Raw genomic sequence first — 21,345 nt, 5'->3', positions numbered from 1 at the left:
GCGGAGCAGTGGACCCAGATCGCCGTCACCGGTGCCACCTGGCTGGTCGCGCCGCTGGCGAACGGACTGCTCCTCGTCATGCGTGCTGAGGTCAAGTGACCCTGCGTTCCGTGACTCCCCTCCATCCTTGAAAGGAAACGCCATGAAGCACGCCGTCTCAGACAAGACCCACGCCATGCGGGCGATGGTCCAAAACCAGTACGGCTCGGCCGACCTCTTGCGGCTGGAGCACATCGCCCTGCCCCAGATTGCTGACAACGAGGTGCTCGTTCACGTCCGCGCCGCCGGTCTCGACCGAGGTACCTGGCACATGATGGCCGGTCGGCCCTACCTGCTCAGGATCATCGGTTTCGGATTCAGTCGGCCGAAGAACCGCGTGCCCGGCCTCGACGTCGCCGGCACCGTCGTCGAAGTCGGGTCAGCGGTCACCAGATTCGCCATGGGCGATGAGGTCTTCGGTATCTCCCGCGGGTCGTTCGCCCAGTACGCCGCCGCCCGAGAAGACAAGCTGGCACCCAAGCCCGCCAACCTGTCCTTCGAGCAGGCCGCCGTCGTTCCGGTGTCGGCAGGCACGGCCCTGCAGGCCCTGACCGACGCCGGCAGGGTCGAGGCCGGGCAGCGAGTTCTCGTCATCGGTGCCTCCGGGGGAGTCGGAAGCTATGCAGTACAGCTGGCCAAGGCCTTGGCCGCCGATGTGACCGCTGTGTGCAGCACCGCGAAGCTCGACTTCGTGGCGTCTCTGGGCGCCGACCACGTCATCGACTACACGTCTCAAGACTTCGCGGCGGGCCCGATTCGGTACGACCTCGTCCTCGACCTCGGCGGCAACACGTCGCTCTCCCGACTGCGACGGGCACTGACACCGCGAGGAACGCTGGTCATCGTCAGCGGCGAGGCAGGCGGCAGATGGACGGGCGGCTTCGGCCGTTCCCTTCGAGCCCCGCTGCTCTCGCTGTTCGTCACGCAGCGGTTGACGATGCTCGCAAGCAAGGAACGAGCCAGCGACCAAACACGACTCACCGCCTTCATCGAAGCAGGTGACGTCACGCCCAGCATCGACCGCACGTATCCGCTGTCTCGCGTCCCAGACGCCCTGCGCTACCTGGAGTCCGGCGCCTGCAGAGGCAAGGTCGCCATCACGACGTGACGGTACTGCTGACCGCGTTGCCCCCCAACTGGGGGCAAGGGGTGGAACGGATCGAGCCCCTGACCGCATCGCTGCGGTCAAGGGCTCGATCCATCAGGGTGAGTAACGGGACTTGAACCCGCGACATCCGCCACCACAAGGCGGCGCTCTACCAGCTGAGCTATACCCACCATGTCCCGCAGCTGGCGCTGTGGACGACGAGAAGTGTAGGACACTCAGTCCGTGGGGCCGGAATCGGCGTCCGTGTCCGGGCCGAGGCCCGTCAGCTGCCCGCCGTGGCGCGCGGCGATCTCCTTGGCGCTGGCGCTGTCCGGGCCGGGCTGCGGGACGAAGACGGCCTCGCGGTAGTAGCGCAGCTCCTCGATGCTCTCCTGGATGTCGGCGAGCGCGCGGTGGTTGCCACGCTTGGTGGGGGCGGCGAAGTAGGCGCGGGGGTACCACCGGCGCGAGAGCTCCTTGATCGAGGAGACGTCGACGATCCGGTAGTGCAGGAACGACTCGAGCGCCTGCATGTCGCGGGCCAGGAAGGCGCGGTCGGTGGCCACGGTGTTGCCGGCGAGCGGGGGCCGGCTGCCGTCCGCGCAGTGCTCCTTGATGTAGGCCAGCACCTGCTCCTCGGCGTCCGCGAGCGTCGTACCGCCGTCGAGCTCGTCGAGCAGCCCGGACTTCTCGTGCATCGACCGGACGAACTCCACCATCTGGTCGAGGGACTCCTGCGACGGCTTGATGATCACGTCGATGCCCTCGCCGAGCACGTTGAGCTCGAAGTCGGTGACGAGCGCCGCCACCTCGACGAGCGCGTCGGCTCCCAGGTCGAGTCCGGTCATCTCGCAGTCGATCCACACCAGTCTGTCGCTCACGACGGGCCACCCTACTTGGCCCGGCGTGGACGCTCTCAGGCTCGACTCAGCCTCGCCTCATATGGTCGGGGGCGTGAAGGACTGGTTCGGCCTCGTCGCGCGCCTGGCGACGGGGGGCGTGTGGATCGCGGCTGGGGCGCTCAAGCTGCCCCATCCTGCCGACAGCGTCCGAGCCGTGCGGGCCTACGACCTGCTGCCGGAGGCGATCGTCCCGACGGTCGGGCACCTGCTGCCCGTCGTCGAGATCGTCGTCGGCCTGTGCCTGGTGCTGGGCGTGCTGGTGCGCGGCGCCTCCGTGGTGTCGGCGCTGCTCTTCCTGGCCTTCATCATCGGCATCTCGAGCGCCTGGGCGCGCGGGCTGTCCATCGAGTGCGGGTGCTTCGGCGGAGGCGGGGAGATCCCCGACGCGGCCGCCGCCTACCCCGGTGAGATCGCGCGCGACGTCGGCCTGCTGGCGCTCAGCCTGTGGCTCGTCGTACGCCCGGCGTCCCGGCTCGCGCTCGACAACGTGCTGTTCCGCACCGCCCACGACCCATCCACCGACCCCACCACCGATCACATCACCGATCACGAAGGAAGATGCCTCGATGGCGCAGAAGAAGAGCTCGCACAGGACCGCTGACGAGAAGGCGGCGGCCGCGGCCAAGCGGGAGGCGCGGCGGGCACGGACCGAGCGCTCCCGGGCCGAGGCCGAAGAGCGCCGCAAGAAGGCCAAGCGCAAGGAGCAGCTCACCCGCTTCGGCCTGATCGGTGCCGTGCTGCTCCTGGTCGTCGGCGGCTACTTCCTGATCAGCAACCTCGGCTCCGACAAGCCGGACACCGCGCCGGCCGGTGCGACCAGCGACTACGGCATGGTCGTCGGCGATGCCGACGCCCCGAAGTCGATCGTCGTCTACGAGGACTTCCTCTGCCCGTTCTGCGGCCAGCTCGAGCAGACCGTCGGCGACCAGCTCGACGCCGCCGTCGAGGCGGGCGAGGTCAACGTCGAGTACCGCCCGCTGCCGTTCCTCGAGCGGATCAGCGACTACTCGCCGGAGGCCGCCAACGCGTTCGCCGTGGTGCTCGACGAGTCGGGTCCCGAGGTCGCCAAGGCCTTCCACGACCTGCTCTTCGACAACCAGCCTTCCGAGAAGGGCCCGTTCCCCGACAGCGACCAGCTGGTCGAGTGGGCCGTCGAGGCCGGCGCGACCGAGGCCGACGTCCGTCCCGGCATCGAGGACATGACGTTCGAGGGGTGGGTCAACGCCGCGGGCGACGCCGCCTCCAAGGCCGGCGTCAACTCCACCCCGACGGTCTTCGTCGACGGCGAGAAGGTCGAGGGCCAGACCATGGCCGAGATCGCGGAGGCGATGGTCGGCACCGGCAGCTGACGTCTCCTCTGGGACACTGCCGGGCGTGAGCCTCCAGTCCTTCATCGCCGGCCTCCCCAAGGCCGAATTGCACGTCCACCACGTCGGGTCGGCGTCGCCGCGGATCGTCTCCGAGCTCGCGGCGCGCCACCCGGCGGCGGGTGTGCCGTCCGACCTCGAGGCGCTGCGGGAGTTCTTCACCTTCCGCGACTTCGCCCACTTCATCGAGGTCTACCTCGCCGTCGTCGACCTGGTCCGCACGCCCGAGGACGTCCGGCTGCTGACCTACGAGGTCGCCCGCGAGATGGCGGAGGGGCAGAACCTCCGCTACGCCGAGCTGACCTGCACGCCGTACACCTCCGTGGCGCGCGGCATCCCCATCCAGGCCTACACCGAGGCCATCGAGGACGCGCGGGTCGCGGCCGAGCGTGACTTCGGGCTGGTGCTGCGGTGGATCTACGACATCCCCGGCGAGTCCGGGATCCCGGCTGCCGACGCGACGTTGGCGTACGCGCTCGAGCACCGCACCGACGCCCTGGTGGGCTTCGGCCTGGGCGGTCCGGAGATCGGGGTGCCGCGGGCACAGTTCAGCCCGCACTTCGACGCCGCCCGGGCCGCCGGGCTGCGGTCCGTGCCGCACGCGGGGGAGACGACCGGTCCGGAGACGATCTGGGAGTCCCTGCGCCTGCTCGGCGCCGAGCGGATCGGCCACGGCGTCTCGGCCGCCCAGGACCCCGAGCTGCTGGCGCACCTGGCCGACACCGGCATCGTGCTGGAGGTCTGCCCGACGTCCAACATCGCGACGCGGGCAGTGGACCGCATCGAGGACCACCCGCTGCGGACCTTCGTCGAGGCGGGTGTGGCGGTGACGATCAACTCCGACGACCCGCCGATGTTCGCCACCTCGCTCAACCACGACTATGCGGTCGCGGCCGACCTCCTCGACCTCGACGAGGCGGGAGTGGCCGACCTGGCGCGGGCGGCCGTCGACGCGTCGTTCGCGCCCGCGGACGTGAAGTCGCGGATCGCCGCCGAGATCGAGGCGTACGCCGCCCGCTGAGCCCTGCCCGGCGGGTCAGGTGTCTGCGCGGCCGCGGGCCCCGCGGTGGGTCGGCAGCTGCTTGGCCGCCGGGACGTTGGTCGGGTCGAGCACGGCCATGACGTACAGCAGCGCGCCGATGCCGGCGAGCACGCCGAGCACGGTCAGGAGGCTCAGGCCCAGGTCGTACGACATCAGGGACTCCGATCTGGTGGGGGAGTGGGACGGTGGCCCCGTACCCGTGCCAGGACGTCGCATGAGTGGACCTTCACCCTCAGGGCGGGGCGGGCAGGGGTAACTGCGAGTTCGCACCCGCGATCTACCCCAAGGGGTATGACCGTCCGGGGAGAGCCGTGCGAACGTCGTGCGGAGGGGCGGCACTCCGCTGCCCTGCGGGAGGGTCCACATCCGGAGGGGAACATGAACCAGTTCACACACGTAGCACGGCGGCTCCTAGCAGGGGCTGTCGTCGCCTTGGCCATGACCGTAGGACTGACCTCGCTCACCGTCGCCGGATCGTCGGCGGCCGAGACGTCCAGCCGGGGCGTCGTCGGCAAGTCCGACCTCGGCAAGATCACGAGCACGGTCGTGGGCAAGACGTCGGCCGGCGACAAGGTCACCGGCTCGTTCACGCCGATCAAGACGATCGATCGTGACGGCGTGCTCTACATGAAGGGCTTCCTGAAGGGCGTCATCAAGGACGCCGGTCCCGACACGAAGTTCTCGGGCCTGCAGACCATCCCCATCAAGAAGATCAACGGCAGCGCCGTCACCGACGGGCGCGTCGCCGCCAACGCGGGCGCCTGCGACATCCTCAACCTGGTGCTCGGTCCGCTGGACCTGAACGTCCTCGGCCTGGAGATCCACCTGCAGCGGGTCGTGCTCGACATCGTCGCGGTCGCCGGTGCCGGCAACCTGCTCGGCAACCTGCTCTGCGCGGTGGCCGGGCTGCTCGACGGCGGTCCGCTCGCCGGGCTCCTGGGCCAGCTCCAGACCCTGCTGAACCAGATCCTGGCCGCCCTCAACCTGGGCGTCTGACGATCCACCTGGACAACTGACACACGCGACGGCCCGGGGCCGGAGGTCGAGACCTCCTGCTCCGGGCCGTCGTACGTCCCGCGGCGCGTGTCGCGCCGGGCAAGCATTCGGCCCCGCTACCTCATACGTGGCGGGGCCTGACCACATCCTGATGGGGCGGGGCCACCTCGTCGGGGAGGCTGCCGGGCGTGTCGGTGTCGTGACGATCACCGATTTGCGCCCCCGGCAGGACTCGAACCTGCAACCCACGGATTAGAAGGCCGTTGCGCTATCCATTGCGCCACGGGGGCTGAGCGCGGTCAGTATCCCAGCAGCGGTCGACCCGCGTGCCGTGAGGGCGTCACGGCACGCGGGTCGATGGTGTGTGGACGAGCGGTCAGGCGAGGGCGGGAGCCGGCTCCCGGGTGTCCTCGTCCTCGTCCTCGCGCCATGCGTCGCGCCCGCGCGGGGCGTCGTACGTCGCCTGGTCGAGGATGCCCTCGCGCTTGGCGACGATGGTCGGGACCAGCGCCTGGCCCGCGACGTTGACCGCGGTGCGGCCCATGTCGAGGATCGGGTCGATGGCGAGCAGCAGGCCCACGCCCTCGAGCGGCAGGCCGAGGGTGGAGAGCGTCAGCGTGAGCATGACGGTGGCGCCGGTGACACCGGCGGTGGCGGCCGAGCCGATCACCGAGACGAACGCGATGAGCAGGTAGTCGGTGACCGAGAGGTCGAGGCCGAAGAACTGCGCGACGAAGATCGCCGAGATCGCCGGGTAGATCGAGGCGCAGCCGTCCATCTTCGTGGTGGCACCCAGCGGCACGGCGAACGACGCGTAGGAGCGCGGGACGCCGAGGTTGCGCTCCGTGACCGACTCGGTGACCGGCATGGTGCCGATCGACGAGCGCGACACGAAGGCCAGCGAGATCGCCGGCCAGGCGCCGGAGAAGAACTGGCGCACCGAGAGGCAGTGGATCCGGAGCAGCGCCGGGTAGACGCCTGCGACGACCAGTGCGAGGCCGGCGTAGACCGCGACGGTGAACATGCCGAGCGAGCCCAGCGCGTCCCAGCCGTAGCTGGCGACGGCGTTGCCGAGCAGGCCGACGGTCGCGACCGGGGCCAGCAGGATGATCCACCACAGGACCTTCTGCACCACGGCGAGCGCGGAGCGGACGAAGCCGAGGAAGGGGTCGGCCGCCTCGCCGACCTTGAGGGTCGCGATGCCGACGGCGATCGAGACCACGAGGATCTGGAGCACGTTGAACGAGAAGCCGATCGAGCCGTCGCCGTTGTCGTAGCCCTCGAGGCCGAGGACGTTGGCCGGGACCAGGCCGGTGAGGAAGTCGAGCCACGAGCCCGTCGTCGACGGCGCCGAGGCGGCGTCGGAGGTGACGCTGGTGTGGTCACCCGGCTGGAGGACCAGACCGAGGACGATGCCGATGACGACCGCGATGAGTGCGGTGATGGCGAACCAGGCCAGCGTCCGCCAGGCGAGGCGGGCAGCGCCCGTCACGTCGCGCAGGTTGGCGATCGAGGCGACGATGGCGAGGAAGACGAGCGGGGGCACGACGGCACGCAGCAGCGTGACGAAGGTGCCGCCGATGGTGCTCAGCGTCTCGGTGAGCCAGTTGGGGTCGACCTCGCCGGTCGTGGCGTCCACGCCGTCCGCGCCCATGGCGCGGGCGACGAGACCGAGGACGACGCCGAGGACCAGGCCGATCAGGACCTGGACGCCGAACGAGGGGGTTCGGAAGCGGGTGGGCTTCTTCTCCGCCGTAATAGAAGTATTCATACTGAAAAAGTAACCTTTCGAATCCGCACGGTCGCAACCGGGCGGGGGACGCAGGAGGGTCGAGGTCAGTCGAGGATGCGTCCGAGGCGACAGAGCGCGCTCTCGGTGCGAGCGAGGTCGACAGCACGACGCTGCGTCAGGAGGTCTCCGACGCTCGTGGAAGTGGTCGTGGCGGTTCGCACGTCCAGCCCAACGGCAGGTTCATACTTTCGATTCCGTGGTTCGCGTCACACGGCAGGCGCAGGCGGACCTAAGGTCCGCCCATGTCTCGTCTCGCCACACGGCTCGTCGCCGTCCTCGTCCCTGTCGCTCTGCTCCTGCCCGCTGCCGCCCACGCCGAGCAGGTGACCGTGGACGACGCCGTCAGCGACGCCAAGGCCCTGAACTTCGGCTCCGACATGGGCGGGCTCCTCTTCGGGACGGGTGGCGACGACGGGCCGCCCTTCCTCGACGCGCCGGCCGAGACTGCCACCGACATCACGCGCACGACCATCCGGCACGCGAAGCGCGTAAGCATCACCGTGCACTTCCGGGACCTCGCCGAGACGGCGGAGTACTCCGTCAACATCGGCATCCGCACTCCCGACCAGCGGTTCGACGTGTTCGCCGCCCGGTCCGCGGACGGGGTCCGGGACACGGAGCTGTTCCCGTCCCTCGTCATCGACGAGAGCGTCCCCGGCCGCCCGCGGCCCTGCCGCTCGGTGCGTGGGCGGTACGACGTGGTGGCCGAGACGGTGACCGTGTCGTTCCCCGCCGTCTGCGTCGGCAAGCCGCGCTGGATCCAGATCGAGGTCGGTGCCGCCCGGCTCCAGGTCACGCCGCTCGGCGACGGATCGGTCAACCTTGCCGGTTGGGCCGACGACGCCTTCCGTTCGAGCCTGAGCGAGAACAGCATGGGCCGGAGCCCGAAGGTGCGCCGCGGGTGACCGCCCTCCGGCCCGGGCTCCGCGTGCTCGCCCTCGTCCTTCCCGCCGCCCTTCTCGTGCAGTCGGCCGCGCACGCCGAGGAGGTCGTGACCGAGGACCCGGCTGCCGACGTGGTGACCCTCGGCCCGACGGAGCAGGGGGGTGACGACCTGGACAACCTCCTGCCTGCGCCGGAGAACCTCACCGCGGACGTCGTACGCACGACCGTCGATCACCGCGAGTCGCGGCTCCGGGTGCGCCTCGACCTGCGTGACCTCGGCCGTTCGCGGACCTACTTCGCGGTGCTCGAGGTGCGCACTCCTGACGGCACCTTCGAGGTGGAGACCGAGAACCTCGGTCGCCGGGCGAAGGTCGACATGACGCGCCGCGGCCACGCGATCGAGTGCCAGCGGCTGCGCGCCGCCGGGGACCAGGCATCGTCGCGGGTCACCGTCACGATCCCGACGTCGTGCCTCGGCGCCCCGCGGTGGGTGCAGGTCGGTGCGGGCGTCGCGTCGGTGGAGACCGTGACATCGGCCGACGGAACTGAGGAGATGGCGGTGTTCGCCGACGACGCCCACCGCGTGGGCGAGATCCGCGACATGATCGCCCTCGGCCCGAAGGTCCGGCGCGGCTGACGCGGCGGACGACGAGTCGCCCGGCCCTACGCTTCGTCACATGTCGTCACGTCTCGGTTCGTGCCTCGTCGCACTGCTCGTCCCCGCCGTCCTCCTCGCGCCGGCCGCGGCTCATGCGGAGAGGGTGGTGACGCACGACCCGGTGGGCGACGCGGGCGTCCTCGGCTGGCTTGCGGACGAGGAGGCCGAGCTCCCGCCGACTCCTGACCCGTCGCCGGCGGACATCGTGCGCACCGTCGCTGCGCACGGGGACAGGCGGCTCAGCGCCACGGTCCACTTCACCGACCTCGCGGGCGTGCGGGACCACTCCATGCAGGTGCTCGTCCGGACGCCCGCAGGCGCCTACCGCGTTGAGGTCGAGAAGAAGGAGGGTCGCCGGGCGCGCACGACGCTCACTCGACGGGGGCGTCAGGTCGACTGCCGGGCTCTGGTCGCCCGGTACGACACCGGTGCCGACGCTGTCGTGGTGTCCGTGCCGACCGCGTGCCTCGCCTCGCCCCGCTGGGTCCGCCTGGGCATCAAGGCGTTTGCGCCGCTCCCCGCGACCGACCCCGCCGTGCTCGCGTCCACCGTGGACGACGGGCACAGCGACGCGTTCCACGTGCTCAGGGTGAGCATGGGTCCGCGGATCCGCCGCGGCTGACCTCCATGCCCCCTGCATGCCCCTGCGCCCAGCGCCCGCCCCGATCCGGGGCTCGACCAGAACGGACACGATGAACCACCGCGTCGGCTTGCGTCTCCTCGCCGCCCTCCTTCCCGTCGCCGCCCTCCTGCCGGGCGCTGCCCACGCCGAGAAGGTGGTGACCGAGGATCTGGTTGGCGACGCGCATTCGCTGACGATCGACTGGGAGGGCGGGGCGCCATCGGCGTTCGTCCCCGCACCGGACGAGACCTCCGTCGACGTCGTCCGCACGGTCGCGGCCCATGGCGCGAAGCGTCTGCGGGTCGCGGTGCAGCTTCGCGACCTCCGAGCCGGGCACCCTCGGGCGACCTTCCTCGACGTGGTGGTCGTCACGCCGGACCGTTCCTACAGCCTCGAGCTGTTGAAGGTGCCGGGCCATCGGCTGTCGACGGACTTCTGGGGCCGCCGGAGAGACCTGGTCCACTGTCGCGCGGCCCTGCGGGGAAGCATGGATCGCGCGTCGGACACGCTTGAGGTGTCCCTGCCCACCGCCTGCCTCGGCACGCCTCGATGGGTCCGGCTCGGGGTGCAGGTCAGCGGTTTCGACATGCCGCTCGGACCCGGGGGCGTGCCAGAGACGACCTACGTCGACGACGGTCATCGAGACACGTTCAGCGAGACCAACACCGGCAAGGGGCCGAGGATCCACCGCGGCTGACCCTCAGCGGGCGAGCAGCACCATCACCTCGTAGTGGGACGTGTGCGGGAACATGTCGAGGACCCGCGCCTCGACGGGCCGGAGCGACGGCATCAGCGCGAGGTCACGCGCCAACGACTCGGCGTTGCACGAGGAGTACACGACGTGACGCACGCCTGACGTCTCGAGCCAGCGGGCGAGGTCGGGGCCGATGCCGCGACGGGGCGGGTTGACCACGACGAGGTCCGGGACGGCGTCGGAGGCGAGGGCGTACGCCGTCGCGTCGGCCGCGACGAACTCCGCCGCCACTCCGATCTCGGTCGACGTGGCGCGGGCGGCCGCGATCGCGTCGGCGGAGACCTCGACGCCCAGCACCTCGCGGCCCGGCCCAGCGAGGTGGAGCGCGAAACCGCCCACGCCGCAGTAGAGATCCCACACGGTGCGGACGTCGGGCAGGTCGCTCACCCAGGCGCGGGCCTGGTCGTAGAGGGCCTCCGCGACCGCCGTGTTGGTCTGGAAGAACGACCGCGGGCCCAGCCGGAGCGTCACCCCGGTGGCCAGCCGCATCGGCAGCGTCGCGGTGTCGGTCAGCACGATCTCGCGCTCGCCCTCGAGCACCGCCTTGTGCTCGGGCTGCACGTTGATCGTCACCACCCGCAGCGCCGGCACCGCCTCGAGCAGCGCAGGCAGGCGGGAGCGGACGCGCGCCTCGAGGGCCGTCGACCTCAGCACGAGACGGAGCATCAGCTCGCCGTCGGGCGACTCGGTGAGCAGCACGTGCTTGAGCTCGCCGTGCCTGGTCGCGACGTCGTACGGCACCAGGCCGGCGTCGCGGATCCAGCCGGACGTGCGGTCGAGGGCCGCCCGCAGGCCGTCGGAGTGCAGGCCGCAGTCGTGCAGGTCGACCCCCGCGAGGTCGCGGTCGAGGATCCCCAGCGTCGGCGCGTCGACGCTGCCGCCGACCGCCATCTTGGCCTTGTTGCGGAACCGGGTGTCCGCGCCGGCGACCGTCGACAGCCACACCGGCGAGTCGACCAGCGTGTGCGCGTGCGCCTCCTTGTCGGAGAGCTGGCGCCCGCGCGGTGTCCCGAGCAGGGTGCAGGAGCGGCAGCGGAAGGCGTCGTAGTGGTGGCAGCGCGGCACGCCGTCGACGACGGTGAGGCTGGGCGCAGGCGCCGGGTCAGCCACCGATGCGGGAGCCCATCCACTCCTCGACGTCGGCCGAGGTGCGGGGGAGCGAGGCCGAGAGGTTCCGGTTGCCGTCGGCGGTGACCAGGATGTCGTCCTCGATGCGGATGCCGATGCCGCGCAGCTCCTCGGGGACGAGCAGGTCGTCCTCCTGGAAGTAGAGCCCCGGCTCGACGGTGAGCACCATGCCCTCGGCGAGGTTGCCCTTGGGGTAGATGTCGACCGACGAGCGACCGCAGTCGTGGACGTCCATCCCGAGCATGTGCGAGGTGCCGTGGAGGGTCCAGCGGGCGTAGACCTTGGACTCCGGGTCGAGGGCCTCCTCCGCGGAGACCGGCAGCAGCTGCATGTCCTCGAGGCCGTGGGCGAGGACCTTCATCGCGGCGTTGTGCGCGGCGAGGAACGGGGCACCGGGGCGTACGGCGTCGATGCCGGCCTGCTGCGCCTGCTGCACGAGGTCGTAGAGCTCGCGCTGGAGCGGCGTGAAGCGGCCGTCGACCGGGAGCGTGCGGGTGACGTCGGCGGTGTAGAGGTTGTGGCCCTCCACACCCATGTCGAGCAGGACGAGCTTGCCCGGCTCGATGGCGCCGGTGTTGTCGATCCAGTGCAGCGTCGTGGCGTGCGAGCCGCCGGCGCAGATGGAGTCGTAGCCGATGTCGTTGCCCATCGCGCGCGCACGCCGGAAGAAGGTGCCCTCGATCCACCGCTCGCCGAACTCGCGCACGCGCTCCCAGTCGCGGACCGAGTCCTCGAAGCCGAGGGTGGTGATGTCGCAGGCCTCCTGGAGCTCACGGACCTCCCACTCGTCCTTGATGAGGCGCAGCTCGTCGGCGACGCGGGCGAGGTCCTCGTCGGTGGAGAGGTCGCGGGTCTTGCGGTCGTCGTCGAACGACGGCAGGTCCTTGACGTGGCGGACCTCGATGCCGAGGGAGTCGGAGATCTCCTGCGCCGACGGGCGGCGCCCGGCCCACAGCTCGCCGTACTGCCGGTCGCGGAAGAACTCGTCGGTGTCGCGCTCGGAGCGGGGTCGGGCGTAGAGCACCGACTCGCCGTCCTCGACGACCAGGACCGCGTCGGAGGTCTGGTTGCCGGAGAAGTAGGTGTGGGCGGTGTCGGGCCGGAAGCGGTAGTCGGTGTCGTTCGCGCGCACCTTGTAGGTGCCTGCCGGCAGCACCAGCCGGTCGTCGGGGAAGGCCTCGGCGAGCTTGGCGCGGCGCGCGGCTGCCCAGTCGGCCACCGGGTGCCGCGGCATGTCGAGCGTGCGGTCGCCCCAGCCCTCGCGCATGAAGGCGGCGTAGGCAGCCGGGACGGCCGGGTCGTGCGACTCGGTCTTGGGCTGCTCACCGTCGGCGGCGGGGGTCTGGACGGTCTCGGCGGGGTTCTCGGCAGTCGGCTCGCTCACGCGGTCACTGTACGACGCCGCGCCCGCCCGCGGTGATGCCCCGAGCCCGACCCGACGCCTGGGCGAGCCGCGGCGTTCACCGGCCGTACCGGAGCGATTCACGCACCACCTGTGGGGTGCGACCATGCCGTCTGCGAGATCCCTCCTGCACCCCGTCCTCAGCCTCTCCACCTCGGTGGCCCTCGCGGTCGGGACCCTCGCCGCGACGTCCCTCCCGGCGCAGGCCGCTGGCGAGCTGCCCGCGCTGGTGATCACGGAGATCAACGTCGACTCGAGCAACCGGCAGGCAGCCGACGGGTCGTCCGTCGACGCCTTCGAGTTCATCGAGGTGCGCAACACCACCGACGCCCCGGTCGACCTCGCTGACGCCGGCTACTCCGTGGTCTACCTGAGCGGCAGCAACCAGAAGACACTCACCCACGACGACGGCGTCACGGTGGCAGCCAACGGGTCGCTCGTGCTGTGGCCCCGCAACAGCGGGCTCACCGGCGATGCCGCGGTCACCGAGCAGGACTTCCGTGACTTCTACACCGGTCTCGGGTGGGGAGGGTCCTTCGACCTCGCCGTGCTGTCCGGGCAGAACGGTCTCAACAACAGCGGCAGCACGATGTGGATCCGCCGCACGGAGGCCGGCGCGACCACCGACGTCGCCCAGGTCAGCTGGTCCTCCGGCGACAAGGGTGTCGACAGGACGGTCGAGTACGGCGTCCCGTCCGACGGCAGCGCGGTCCAGCGCGTGCTCGCCACCCAGCAGGAGCCCAACCCGGGCGCCGTGCGCGACGAGCAGCTCGACCCGACACCTCCGCCCGCGCCACCCGCGGCGCCCGAGCTCTTCGTCTCGGAGGTCCTACCGGACAACGGCACCCACACGTTCACGGACGCAGGTGGCGTCCAGCGCACCAGCACGCAGGACAACTTCGAGATGCTCGAGGTCGCCAACACCACCGACGCCGCGATCGACCTGGCGGACCACACCCTGGTCTACAACGGCACCGCGACGCTCGCGCTGACCGCCGGCAAGCCGCACACCGTCCCGGCGCGCGGCACGCTCGTGCTGTGGCTCGACTACCAGACCGGCTCGGCCGACGGCTGGAGCGGCGCAAGCCCGAACTCCACGCTCTTCACCGACGCCGACTTCCGTGACCACTACGGCATCGACACGGACGTGCCCGTCGGGCACGTGACCGGCCAGGCCGGCATGGCGAACAGCGGCGGTGCCCGGACCCTTGAGATCCGGGACGCCGACGGCACCGTCAGCCGCTCGACGTACGTCCCGGCGGACCACGTGGGCCCGGAGCTCGCCGTCCACTACGCGGTCCCCGGCGTCGGCGTCACCGACGCGCCCGTCTTCTCCGCGAAGTCCGCCCCGACGCCCGGGTCGCTCGCCGAGGGGCAGGGCGTCACGCCGCCCGAGGAGGAGGACGGCGTCCCGACGCAGCCGCCGGCGCCGGCCACCGACCCGGACCTCGACGCGCCGCTCCTCCAGGTCACCGAGGTCGCGCCGGACACCGCCAACGCCGGGGGTGGCGACGCCTACGAGTTCGTCGAGGTCTACAACGCCTCCGACCGGCCGGTGAGCTTCCGGGACTTCAGCCTCACCTACCTCTACATCGACGCCAACGCCGTCACCACCAACCAGGCCCTGTGGCCGGCCGCGCCGCGGGACCCCGTGATCGGCCCGGGCAGGACGCTGGTGCTGTGGGTCAAGAACGCGGCGAACGAGTCGCTCACCGCGACCGACTTCAACGCCGCCTTCGGCGCCCACCTCGTGGCCGGCGAGGACCTCGTCGATGTGCGCACCGCGGGGATGTCCAACGGCGGCCTGCGCGGCATCCGGGTGGCGACCAACACCGGCGTCGACGTCAGCACCACCTACTACTTCAACGACGCCCAGACGACGGCCACGACGGCGATCCAGTACGCGTGGAACCCGCCCGCGTCGCCCGACCACCTCTGGGTGCCGCAGCCCCGCAACGGCACGGTGCAGACGATGACGCGGCTGGACGTCCCGACGCCGGGCTACACGCACCGCGACCAGGTGCCGGCGGGCCTCGTCGCGACTCCGACGAACGACACGGCTCCCACCATCGACGACCTCACCGGCGGCCCGCTGCTCCCGGAGACCGAGGACCTCACGCTCGGCTTCGACGTCCGTGACGACCACCAGGTCCGCACCGCGGAGCTGACCCTCGCCACCGACGTCGGCGACCCGGTCACCCGGTCGCTCCGCTTCGAGTCCCCCGACCGCTTCGTCTACACGATCCCGTCCGTCGACCTGTACGGGAAGCAGTGGGTCGACTACACCCTCGAGGTGTCCGACGGCACCCACACCACGACGCTCGGGCCGGTCCGGGTCGACCTCGCCGACGGACCGCGGCCACCGGTGCGGCTCAACCACGCCGACGGGGACTTCGTGTCGGGGACCACCCCGATCACCGCGACCGCCGACGGGGACCCGTCGAGCCTGGCCCTGTCCGTCGACGGCCAGCAGGTCGGTGACGTCGTCTCGTCGCTGGAGGCCGCGCCCCGCTTCGCCTTCGAGGCGACGAACACGGACGCGTTCTTCCGCAACGGTGTGAAGATCGGCGACGAGGTGCTGACGGTCTTCGACGAGGGCTTCTACGAGCGCACCGAGACCGTCGCGGCGGACGTGCCCCTCGAGAAGGTGGTCAGGGGCCAGGAGGTCACGATCGGGATCTATGCCGGGACCAAGGCATGGCCCGAGCCCGACCCCGACGAGAACAACGACGACTGGGTCGCCATCGACCCCCGGCTCGCGCTGCCCGACGGTCGGGTCCTGCGACCGGTGACGTGCGCCGGCGCGGGCGAGGGCCAGGAGCCCACCGAGCGAGCGTGCCCGGCCCCCGACACCCGGATCGCCTTCTCCGACGCCAACCTCGTCTACTTCCTCGCGACCTTCGACGTCCCCGACGACGCCTTCGACTCGGTCCTCCACCAGTGGGACACCCCCGAGGTGGCCGACGGCGCCCACACCGTCGCCGCGAGCGCGGGTGGCCAGTCGGCCACCCGGACGCTGGTGGTCGACAACTCCGCCCCGCAGATCACCTCGACGGTCGAGGACGGCGCCAAGATGCGGGGGACCTTCGACATCGACGCCCGGGCCACCGACGGCGGCTCCGGGCTGGACTCACTGGTGGCCACGCTCGACGGCGAGGAGATCACGCTGCCCCACCCGACCTCGTCGGTGGAGCTCGAGGCGGGACCCCACGAGGTCGTGCTCACCGCCGTCGACCTGCTCGGCAACACGCGCACCCGCACGGTCGCCTTCACGACGCCCGAGGAGCAGCCCTCCGCGTCGCTCCGGACGCCTGCGGACGGTGCCGAGGTGGAGTCGGGCGACGTCACCCTCGAAGTGACGCCGACGGACCCCGAGGGCGACGTGCTCGACGTCGAGCTGCGCCGCGGCTTCCACGTCGAGGCCGACGACGAGGCGGTCACCGCCACCTCCGGGACGGCGTACGACGCCGCGCGGGTGACGCGCGACGGCGCCGTCCTGCTGAACGAGGACGACCTCGCCGCGATCACCACCAGGGACGGCCTGGTCGCCACCACCGAGTCCGACGACCTCTTCCCCTACCAGCTCTACACCGTCGAGGTGCCCGAGGGCGCGGGCGACGACTTCACCGCGCGGGTGCACTGGTCCGGCTCCGCCAACGCCGAGGCGCGGATCGGGCTGCACGTCCTCGACGTGACCGCCGCTGAGTGGGAGGAGGTCGACGAGCACCTCACGACCGACGGTGCGCCGACAGAGTTCGAGCTCGACGCACTGGTCCCGGCGAAGGACCACGTGGAGGACGGGCGGATCACCCTCCTGGTCCAGCACTCCGAGGGCTTCACGACGCCGGGACAGAGCACGCGCGGCGACCAGGTACCGCCGTACTCCGGCAAGGGCGTGACGCCGCGCGACCGGTACGACTTCACGGTCGCGTGGGAGTCCGACACCCAGTACTACAACCAGAACCCGGACTTCTACCCGCACCAGCGCGCGATCCACGACTTCCTCGTGGCGCAGCGGTCCAACCTGGACCTGCAGTTCCTCATGCACACCGGTGACATCGTCAACGACTGGGACCAGCCGGCGCAGTGGCAGCGGGCAGACGCCGCCTATCGCGACCTCGACGAGGCGCGGATCCCCTACAGCGTGCTCGCGGGCAACCACGACGTCGGTCACCACCGCAACGACTACGGCGCGTACGGCCGGTGGTTCGGCGAGCAGCGCTTCGCCGGCAACCCGTGGTTCGGCGGCTCGCTGCAGGACAACCGTGGCAGCTACAGCCTCGTCAGCGCCGACGGCATCGACCTGATGGTCGTGTCGATGGGCTGGGGTGCCGGCGACCAGCAGATCCGGTGGATGAACCGCGTGATCGGCGAGCACCCCGAGCGCAAGGTGATCATCAACCTCCACGAGTTCATGCTCACCACTGGCGGGCTCGGACCGATCCCGCAGCGGATCATGGACGAGGTCGTCGCGCCCAACGCCAACGTCATCGCGGTCGGGTCGGGGCACTACCACGACGCCTACACCCGCACCGACGAGATGGACGACGACGGCGACGGCGTCGCCGACCGCACGGTCTACTCGATGCTGTTCGACTACCAGGGCCTGTCCGAAGGCGGCCTGGGCTACCTGCGGCTGCTGCACTTCGACAACGAGGGCGGCCGGATCGTCGTGCGGACCTACTCGCCCTCGCTCGACGACTTCGACTCCGACGACCCGTCCCTGGAACCGCTCCACCAGGAGTTCGAGATCCCCTACGCCGCCTCGGGCCTGCAGGCCAGGACCAAGTCGCTGTCGACGGACGAGCTGAGCGTCGACATCCTCACCACGGAGCGGATCGCCGGCTTCGACGACGTCGCCAGCGATTCACCGCTCACCGCGACGTGGCGGGTCGAGCCCGGCCAGCACGGCTGGTACGTCCGGACGGCGGACGCGTACGGCGCCGTCGACCACTCGGTCGTGCACACCTTCACCGCGACCGGAGGTCCGACGGACCCGCCCACCGACCCGGTGCCGACCCCTGACCCGACGACGCCGACACCGGAGCCGACCGCAACGCCGACGCCCGCCCCGGGCGCGGTCGTGCCCGGCACGCCGACGCTGCGGGGCAAGCCCCGGGTGGGCCACGAGCTGCGGGTCGACCCCGGCACGTGGACGCCCGGAGCCACGCTGACGTACGCCTGGTTCGCCGACGGCGAGCAGCTGGCGGGGGAGACGGGGCAACGCCTCGGGTTGCGCGCGGTGCACCGGGGAAGGCGCATCAGCGTCGTCGTCACCGGGACGGCCGCGGGTCTCACGCCGACCACTGCTGCTGTCGAGGACGACGCCGACGTGCGCCGCGGTCGGGTCGTCGTCGACCGCCCGCGGATCACGGGGCGTCCGGTCGTCGGCCGGCAGCTCCGGGTGCAGCTGGACGACCGGACGGCCGGATCGCGGCTGCGGTTCGTGTGGCTGGCGGACGGGCGGAAGGTGGCTACTGGCAAGCGGTTCACGCCGCGCGCCTCGCACCGCGGTGACCGGATCTCGGTGAGGGTCGTCGCCCGCAAGCCCGGACACGCGACTGCCCGCCGGACCAGCCCGCCGACCCGGGCCGTGCGGTCCCGCTGACGTCCCCCGTAGGGGTGCGGCAAGGCGGGTCGGAGGGGGCTGCTCCGTTAGGGTCGGACCCATGAAACGAGGCCGCCGCGACAGTGTCGTGTTCACCGTCGTGGTGGCCGCACTGGTGCTCCTCGGGGCCATCGTCATGGCGGTGGTCGTCGCGCTGTCCGGTGCCCCCGGGTCGCTGGCGCTGGCGGCGCTGCTCGCGGCGGTCCCGGTCGGTCCACTCGTCGGCTGCTTCATGTGGCTCGACCGCTACGAGCCCGAGCCCCGCAACCTGCTCGTCGCCGGCCTGCTCTGGGGAGCGTTCGCCGCCACCGGCGCGGCCATCGTGTTCCAGGGCCTCGGCCTCGCCGGCGGTGCGACCGAGCGCGACGTGCTGAGAGTCGTCGCTCCCGTCACCGAGGAGGTCACCAAGGGGGCCTTCCTCTTCCTGCTCCTGTGGTGGCGCCGGCACGAGCTCGACGGTGTGCTCGACGGCATCGTCTACGCCGGCATGGTGGGCGTCGGGTTCGCCTACACGGAGAACATCCTCTACCTCGCGGCCGCCTACGACGGCACCGACGGACTCGGCCCCGGTGGGACCACGGCACTGACTTCGACCTTCATCGTGCGGTGCCTGATCAGTCCGTTCGCCCACCCGTTCTTCACCGCGTTCGTCGGCATCGGGGTGGGCCTCGCGATCGCCTCGCGCCGGACCTCAGTACGACTTCTCGCGCCCGTGGTCGGCCTGGCGCTGGCCGCCCTCCTCCACGGCGTGTGGAACTCCTCCACCGTCTCCGGCACCAGCGACTTCCTCGTCGTCTACGGCACGCTGATGTTCCCGGTGTTCCTCGGGGTCGTCGCCTTCGCGGTCTACCGGCGCCGGTCCGAGCGCCCGCTGCTCGCCCAGGCCCTGCAGGACGCCGCGGACCGTGGGCTGCTGCCCGCCACCGACATCCCGTGGCTCGTCGACCTGCGCGCCCGCAGGCACGCCCGCCGCTGGGCGCGCCACCAGGGCGGCCCGCTCGCCGAGCGAGCCATGCGGGAGTACCAGGCCGCCGCCATCGAGCTCGGCTACCTCCACCACCGCTACCTGCGCGGCACGGCACCCTCCGACTTCTCCCTGCGCGGGCAGGAGCACGTCGAGGAGCTCGGTCGGATCCGCCCCTACATCTCCTTCCCCGGACAGGTGGTCCCCACGCGATGACCCACGACGACGACGGGACCGACGACCAGGCCCCCGAGCAGGCTCCTGACCAGGCTCCTGACCGGGCCGCCGAGCAAGTCCCCGAGCAGCGGCGTACCCCCGACGCCTCGACGGCGATGGTGACCGCGCTCGTGCGCCTGCGCGGTGCCCTGCAGGAGGCACGGCTGCCGCTCGAGCTCCCCGGGGCCGACGAGCAGCGCGGCGCCCGCGCCGAGATGGTCGACCAGCTCGAGGACTACGTGATCCCGCGCCTGATGACCCTCGACGCACCGCTGCTCGCGGTCGTCGGCGGCTCGACAGGCGCGGGCAAGTCGACGCTGGTCAACTCCCTGGTCGGCACCCGCGTCACCACCCCCGGGGTGCTGCGCCCCACGACCCGGTCGCCGGTGCTCGTCCACCACCCCGACGACGCGAAGTGGTTCGGCCAGGACCGCCTGCTGCCCGAGCTCGAGCGGGTCGACCGCCAGACCAACGACCCCGCCGCGCTGCAGCTCGTGCCGTCGCCTGCCATGGCGCCCGGCCTCGCCGTCCTCGACGCCCCCGACATCGACTCGGTCGAGGAGCAGAACCGCGTGCTGGCGGCCCAGCTGCTCGCCGCCGCCGACCTGTGGCTCTTCGTCACCTCGGCCGCGCGCTACGCCGACCAGGTGCCGTGGGACTTCCTCCGCAAGGCCGCGGACCGCTCGGCCGCGGTCGCCATCGTCCTCGACCGCACCCCGCCCGAGGCGGTCGACACCATCACCACGCACCTCGCCCGGATGCTGGCCAGCCGCGGCCTCAAGGACTCGCCGCTCTTCGTCGTCGAGGAGGGCGAGGTCTCCGAGCTGGGGCTGCTGCCCTCGTCGTCGGTGAGGGAGATCCGGCAGTGGCTCCGCGCGCTCGCCGACGACGAGGAGGCACGCCAGTCGGTGGTGCAGCAGACCCTCGACGGCGCGATCCGCACGCTCGCTCGTCGTACGCACTCGGTGGCCGACGCCGCCACCGAGCAGGTCGACGCCGTACGCCGCCTACGCGAGGACGCCAACGAGGCCTACGACCGGGCCGTGACGGCGGTCGGCGAGGCGTCGGCCGACGGCACCCTGCTGCGCGGCGAGGTCCTGGCGCGCTGGCAGGAGTTCGTCGGCACCGGCGAGCTGCTCCGATCGCTGGAGACCCGCGTCGGCTGGATCCGGGACCGCGTCGTCAACGCCGTCAAGGGCAAGCCGCAGCAGGCCGAGCGGGTCACCGTGGCGGTCGAGTCGGGTCTGGAGACGCTGATCCTCGAGCACGCCGAGGCCGCCGCCGAGCGCGCCGAGGCCTCCTGGCGCAGCACGGCCGCCGGACAGATCCTGCTGCGCGACGCCGGCGAGGACCTCGGCCGGGCGTCCCGCGACTTCCGCCGCCGCGCCGAGCGCGCGGTCCGCGACTGGCAGTCCGACGTGCTCGACATGGTCCGCACCGAGGGCGCCGAGAAGCGCTCGACGGCGCGCTTCCTCGCCTTCGGCGTCAACGGCCTGTCCGTGGCCCTGATGGTCGTGGTGTTCGCCCACACCGCGGGTGTCACCGGTGCCGAGGCCGGCATCGCCGGCGGCTCCGCGATCCTCGGGCAGAAGCTGCTCGAGGCGGTCTTCGGCGACCAGGCCGTGCGCTCGCTGGCCGAGCGCGCCCGGCGCCAGCTCGAGGCGTCCATGCGCGACCTCCTCGACGCCGAGCGCCGCCGCTACACCGACCTGCTCGACACGATGGAGGTCTCGCCCGAGACGCCCGAGCGGATGCGCGCCGCCGCCCGCAAGGTCGACGACCTGCGCTTCGCCTCGGCACGCCGCGCCCCCGAGGCGGCCACGACCCCGGCGCCGGAGCCCGCCCGGGTGTCGGAGCCCGAGGACCACGCCCCCTAGGGTTGG

17 protein-coding genes and 2 tRNA genes are annotated in these 21,345 nt (G+C 71.6%); 12 read left to right on the top strand and 7 right to left on the bottom strand.

Features of this window, described 5'->3' with window-relative positions; translation table 11 throughout:
* Positions 1–142: 142 nt before the first annotated feature.
* Positions 143–1,147, top strand: coding sequence for an NAD(P)-dependent alcohol dehydrogenase (locus AC1DP1_RS00950; protein WP_477505244.1), 1,005 nt, complete (start codon positions 143–145; stop codon positions 1,145–1,147).
* A gap of 97 nt (positions 1,148–1,244) precedes the next feature.
* Here the strand turns inward: AC1DP1_RS00950 and AC1DP1_RS00945 are convergent.
* Both AC1DP1_RS00945 and orn read right to left on the bottom strand, forming a co-directional pair.
* Positions 1,245–1,317, bottom strand: a tRNA-His gene (locus AC1DP1_RS00945).
* A 45-nt stretch (positions 1,318–1,362) separates the two neighbouring features.
* The gene (gene orn / locus AC1DP1_RS00940; protein ID WP_457184996.1) at positions 1,363–2,007 is read right to left on the bottom strand and encodes an oligoribonuclease; all 645 of its coding nucleotides are present in this window, start codon (positions 2,005–2,007) and stop codon (positions 1,363–1,365) included.
* A gap of 73 nt (positions 2,008–2,080) precedes the next feature.
* On the opposite strand from orn, the gene AC1DP1_RS00935 reads away from it, so the two are divergent.
* From AC1DP1_RS00935 to AC1DP1_RS00925, 3 genes are read left to right on the top strand one after another with little or no spacing between them, the layout of a single operon-like run.
* On the top strand, positions 2,081–2,629 hold the full coding sequence (locus AC1DP1_RS00935) for a MauE/DoxX family redox-associated membrane protein (RefSeq protein ID WP_457184998.1): 549 nt from the start codon (positions 2,081–2,083) through the stop codon (positions 2,627–2,629).
* On the top strand, positions 2,595–3,377 hold the full coding sequence (locus AC1DP1_RS00930) for a DsbA family protein (protein WP_477505243.1): 783 nt from the start codon (positions 2,595–2,597) through the stop codon (positions 3,375–3,377). The genes AC1DP1_RS00935 and AC1DP1_RS00930 overlap by 35 nt, the downstream gene beginning before the upstream one ends.
* Before the next feature lie 25 nt (positions 3,378–3,402).
* Positions 3,403–4,416, top strand: a complete 1,014-nt coding sequence (locus tag AC1DP1_RS00925) for an adenosine deaminase (RefSeq protein ID WP_477505242.1) — start codon at positions 3,403–3,405, stop codon at positions 4,414–4,416.
* A 15-nt stretch (positions 4,417–4,431) separates the two neighbouring features.
* Here the strand turns inward: AC1DP1_RS00925 and AC1DP1_RS00920 are convergent, their stop codons facing one another.
* Positions 4,432–4,590: a hypothetical protein gene (locus tag AC1DP1_RS00920; protein ID WP_477505241.1), complete on the bottom strand. Its 159-nt coding sequence runs from the start codon at positions 4,588–4,590 to the stop codon at positions 4,432–4,434.
* A gap of 285 nt (positions 4,591–4,875) precedes the next feature.
* Between AC1DP1_RS00920 and AC1DP1_RS00915 the strand changes: the two genes are divergently transcribed.
* Positions 4,876–5,433, top strand: a complete 558-nt coding sequence (locus tag AC1DP1_RS00915) for a hypothetical protein (protein ID WP_477505240.1) — start codon at positions 4,876–4,878, stop codon at positions 5,431–5,433.
* 217 nt (positions 5,434–5,650) lie between these two features.
* On the opposite strand, the gene AC1DP1_RS00910 is transcribed toward AC1DP1_RS00915, so the two are convergent.
* Both AC1DP1_RS00910 and AC1DP1_RS00905 read right to left on the bottom strand, forming a co-directional pair.
* Positions 5,651–5,723, bottom strand: a tRNA-Arg gene (locus tag AC1DP1_RS00910).
* Between the two features lie 86 nt (positions 5,724–5,809).
* The gene (locus AC1DP1_RS00905) at positions 5,810–7,204 is read right to left on the bottom strand and encodes a dicarboxylate/amino acid:cation symporter (RefSeq protein ID WP_477505239.1); all 1,395 of its coding nucleotides are present in this window, start codon (positions 7,202–7,204) and stop codon (positions 5,810–5,812) included.
* Between the two features lie 263 nt (positions 7,205–7,467).
* Between AC1DP1_RS00905 and AC1DP1_RS00900 the strand changes: the two genes are divergently transcribed.
* The 4 genes from AC1DP1_RS00900 to AC1DP1_RS00885 all read left to right on the top strand — a co-directional run bounded on the left by AC1DP1_RS00900 (position 7,468) and on the right by AC1DP1_RS00885 (position 10,087).
* Positions 7,468–8,130: a hypothetical protein gene (locus AC1DP1_RS00900; RefSeq protein WP_477505238.1), complete on the top strand. Its 663-nt coding sequence runs from the start codon at positions 7,468–7,470 to the stop codon at positions 8,128–8,130.
* On the top strand, positions 8,127–8,747 hold the full coding sequence (locus AC1DP1_RS00895; protein WP_477505237.1) for a hypothetical protein: 621 nt from the start codon (positions 8,127–8,129) through the stop codon (positions 8,745–8,747). The genes AC1DP1_RS00900 and AC1DP1_RS00895 overlap by 4 nt, the downstream gene beginning before the upstream one ends.
* 40 nt (positions 8,748–8,787) lie before the next feature.
* Positions 8,788–9,390, top strand: coding sequence for a hypothetical protein (locus AC1DP1_RS00890; RefSeq protein WP_477505236.1), 603 nt, complete (start codon positions 8,788–8,790; stop codon positions 9,388–9,390).
* Positions 9,391–9,460: 70 nt separating this feature from the next.
* Positions 9,461–10,087, top strand: a complete 627-nt coding sequence (locus tag AC1DP1_RS00885) for a hypothetical protein (RefSeq protein ID WP_477505235.1) — start codon at positions 9,461–9,463, stop codon at positions 10,085–10,087.
* Positions 10,088–10,090: 3 nt separating this feature from the next.
* Here the strand turns inward: AC1DP1_RS00885 and rlmC are convergent, their stop codons facing one another.
* Both rlmC and AC1DP1_RS00875 read right to left on the bottom strand, forming a co-directional pair.
* Positions 10,091–11,254 carry a 23S rRNA (uracil(747)-C(5))-methyltransferase RlmC gene (gene rlmC, locus AC1DP1_RS00880; RefSeq protein ID WP_477505234.1) on the bottom strand — a complete coding sequence of 388 codons (1,164 nt, stop codon included), beginning with the start codon at positions 11,252–11,254 and terminating at the stop codon, positions 10,091–10,093.
* A complete protein-coding gene (locus AC1DP1_RS00875) occupies positions 11,247–12,656 on the bottom strand; it encodes an aminopeptidase P family protein (protein WP_477505233.1) in 1,410 nt (469 codons plus the stop codon). The genes rlmC and AC1DP1_RS00875 overlap by 8 nt, the downstream gene beginning before the upstream one ends.
* A 124-nt stretch (positions 12,657–12,780) precedes the next feature.
* Between AC1DP1_RS00875 and AC1DP1_RS00870 the strand changes: the two genes are divergently transcribed.
* The 3 genes from AC1DP1_RS00870 (at position 12,781) to AC1DP1_RS00860 (ending at position 21,339) form a co-directional block, all read left to right on the top strand.
* A complete protein-coding gene (locus tag AC1DP1_RS00870; RefSeq protein WP_477505232.1) occupies positions 12,781–18,282 on the top strand; it encodes a lamin tail domain-containing protein in 5,502 nt (1,833 codons plus the stop codon).
* Positions 18,283–18,343: 61 nt separating this feature from the next.
* Positions 18,344–19,462, top strand: coding sequence for a PrsW family intramembrane metalloprotease (locus AC1DP1_RS00865; protein WP_477505231.1), 1,119 nt, complete (start codon positions 18,344–18,346; stop codon positions 19,460–19,462).
* Positions 19,459–21,339, top strand: coding sequence for a dynamin family protein (locus tag AC1DP1_RS00860; RefSeq protein ID WP_477505230.1), 1,881 nt, complete (start codon positions 19,459–19,461; stop codon positions 21,337–21,339). Before AC1DP1_RS00865 ends, AC1DP1_RS00860 begins: the two co-directional genes overlap by 4 nt.
* The last annotated feature ends 6 nt before the right edge of the window (positions 21,340–21,345 follow it).

Source organism: Nocardioides sp. P4_G10 (assembly GCF_056401175.1).
Note: the sequence above shows the minus strand (reverse complement) of the source record. Positions and strands in the feature narration are given on the sequence as shown.

Coding starts and splice junctions, on each gene's coding strand:
- AC1DP1_RS00950 (WP_477505244.1), top strand. CDS start 143: ATGAAGCACGCCGTCTCAGACAAGACCCACGCCATGCGGGCGATGGTC.
- AC1DP1_RS00930 (WP_477505243.1), top strand. CDS start 2,595: ATGGCGCAGAAGAAGAGCTCGCACAGGACCGCTGACGAGAAGGCGGCG.
- AC1DP1_RS00920 (WP_477505241.1), bottom strand. CDS start 4,590: ATGTCGTACGACCTGGGCCTGAGCCTCCTGACCGTGCTCGGCGTGCTC.
- AC1DP1_RS00915 (WP_477505240.1), top strand. CDS start 4,876: ATGACCGTAGGACTGACCTCGCTCACCGTCGCCGGATCGTCGGCGGCC.
- AC1DP1_RS00905 (WP_477505239.1), bottom strand. CDS start 7,204: ATGAATACTTCTATTACGGCGGAGAAGAAGCCCACCCGCTTCCGAACC.
- AC1DP1_RS00900 (WP_477505238.1), top strand. CDS start 7,468: ATGTCTCGTCTCGCCACACGGCTCGTCGCCGTCCTCGTCCCTGTCGCT.
- AC1DP1_RS00890 (WP_477505236.1), top strand. CDS start 8,788: ATGTCGTCACGTCTCGGTTCGTGCCTCGTCGCACTGCTCGTCCCCGCC.
- AC1DP1_RS00885 (WP_477505235.1), top strand. CDS start 9,461: ATGAACCACCGCGTCGGCTTGCGTCTCCTCGCCGCCCTCCTTCCCGTC.
- AC1DP1_RS00870 (WP_477505232.1), top strand. CDS start 12,781: ATGCCGTCTGCGAGATCCCTCCTGCACCCCGTCCTCAGCCTCTCCACC.
- AC1DP1_RS00865 (WP_477505231.1), top strand. CDS start 18,344: ATGAAACGAGGCCGCCGCGACAGTGTCGTGTTCACCGTCGTGGTGGCC.
- AC1DP1_RS00860 (WP_477505230.1), top strand. CDS start 19,459: ATGACCCACGACGACGACGGGACCGACGACCAGGCCCCCGAGCAGGCT.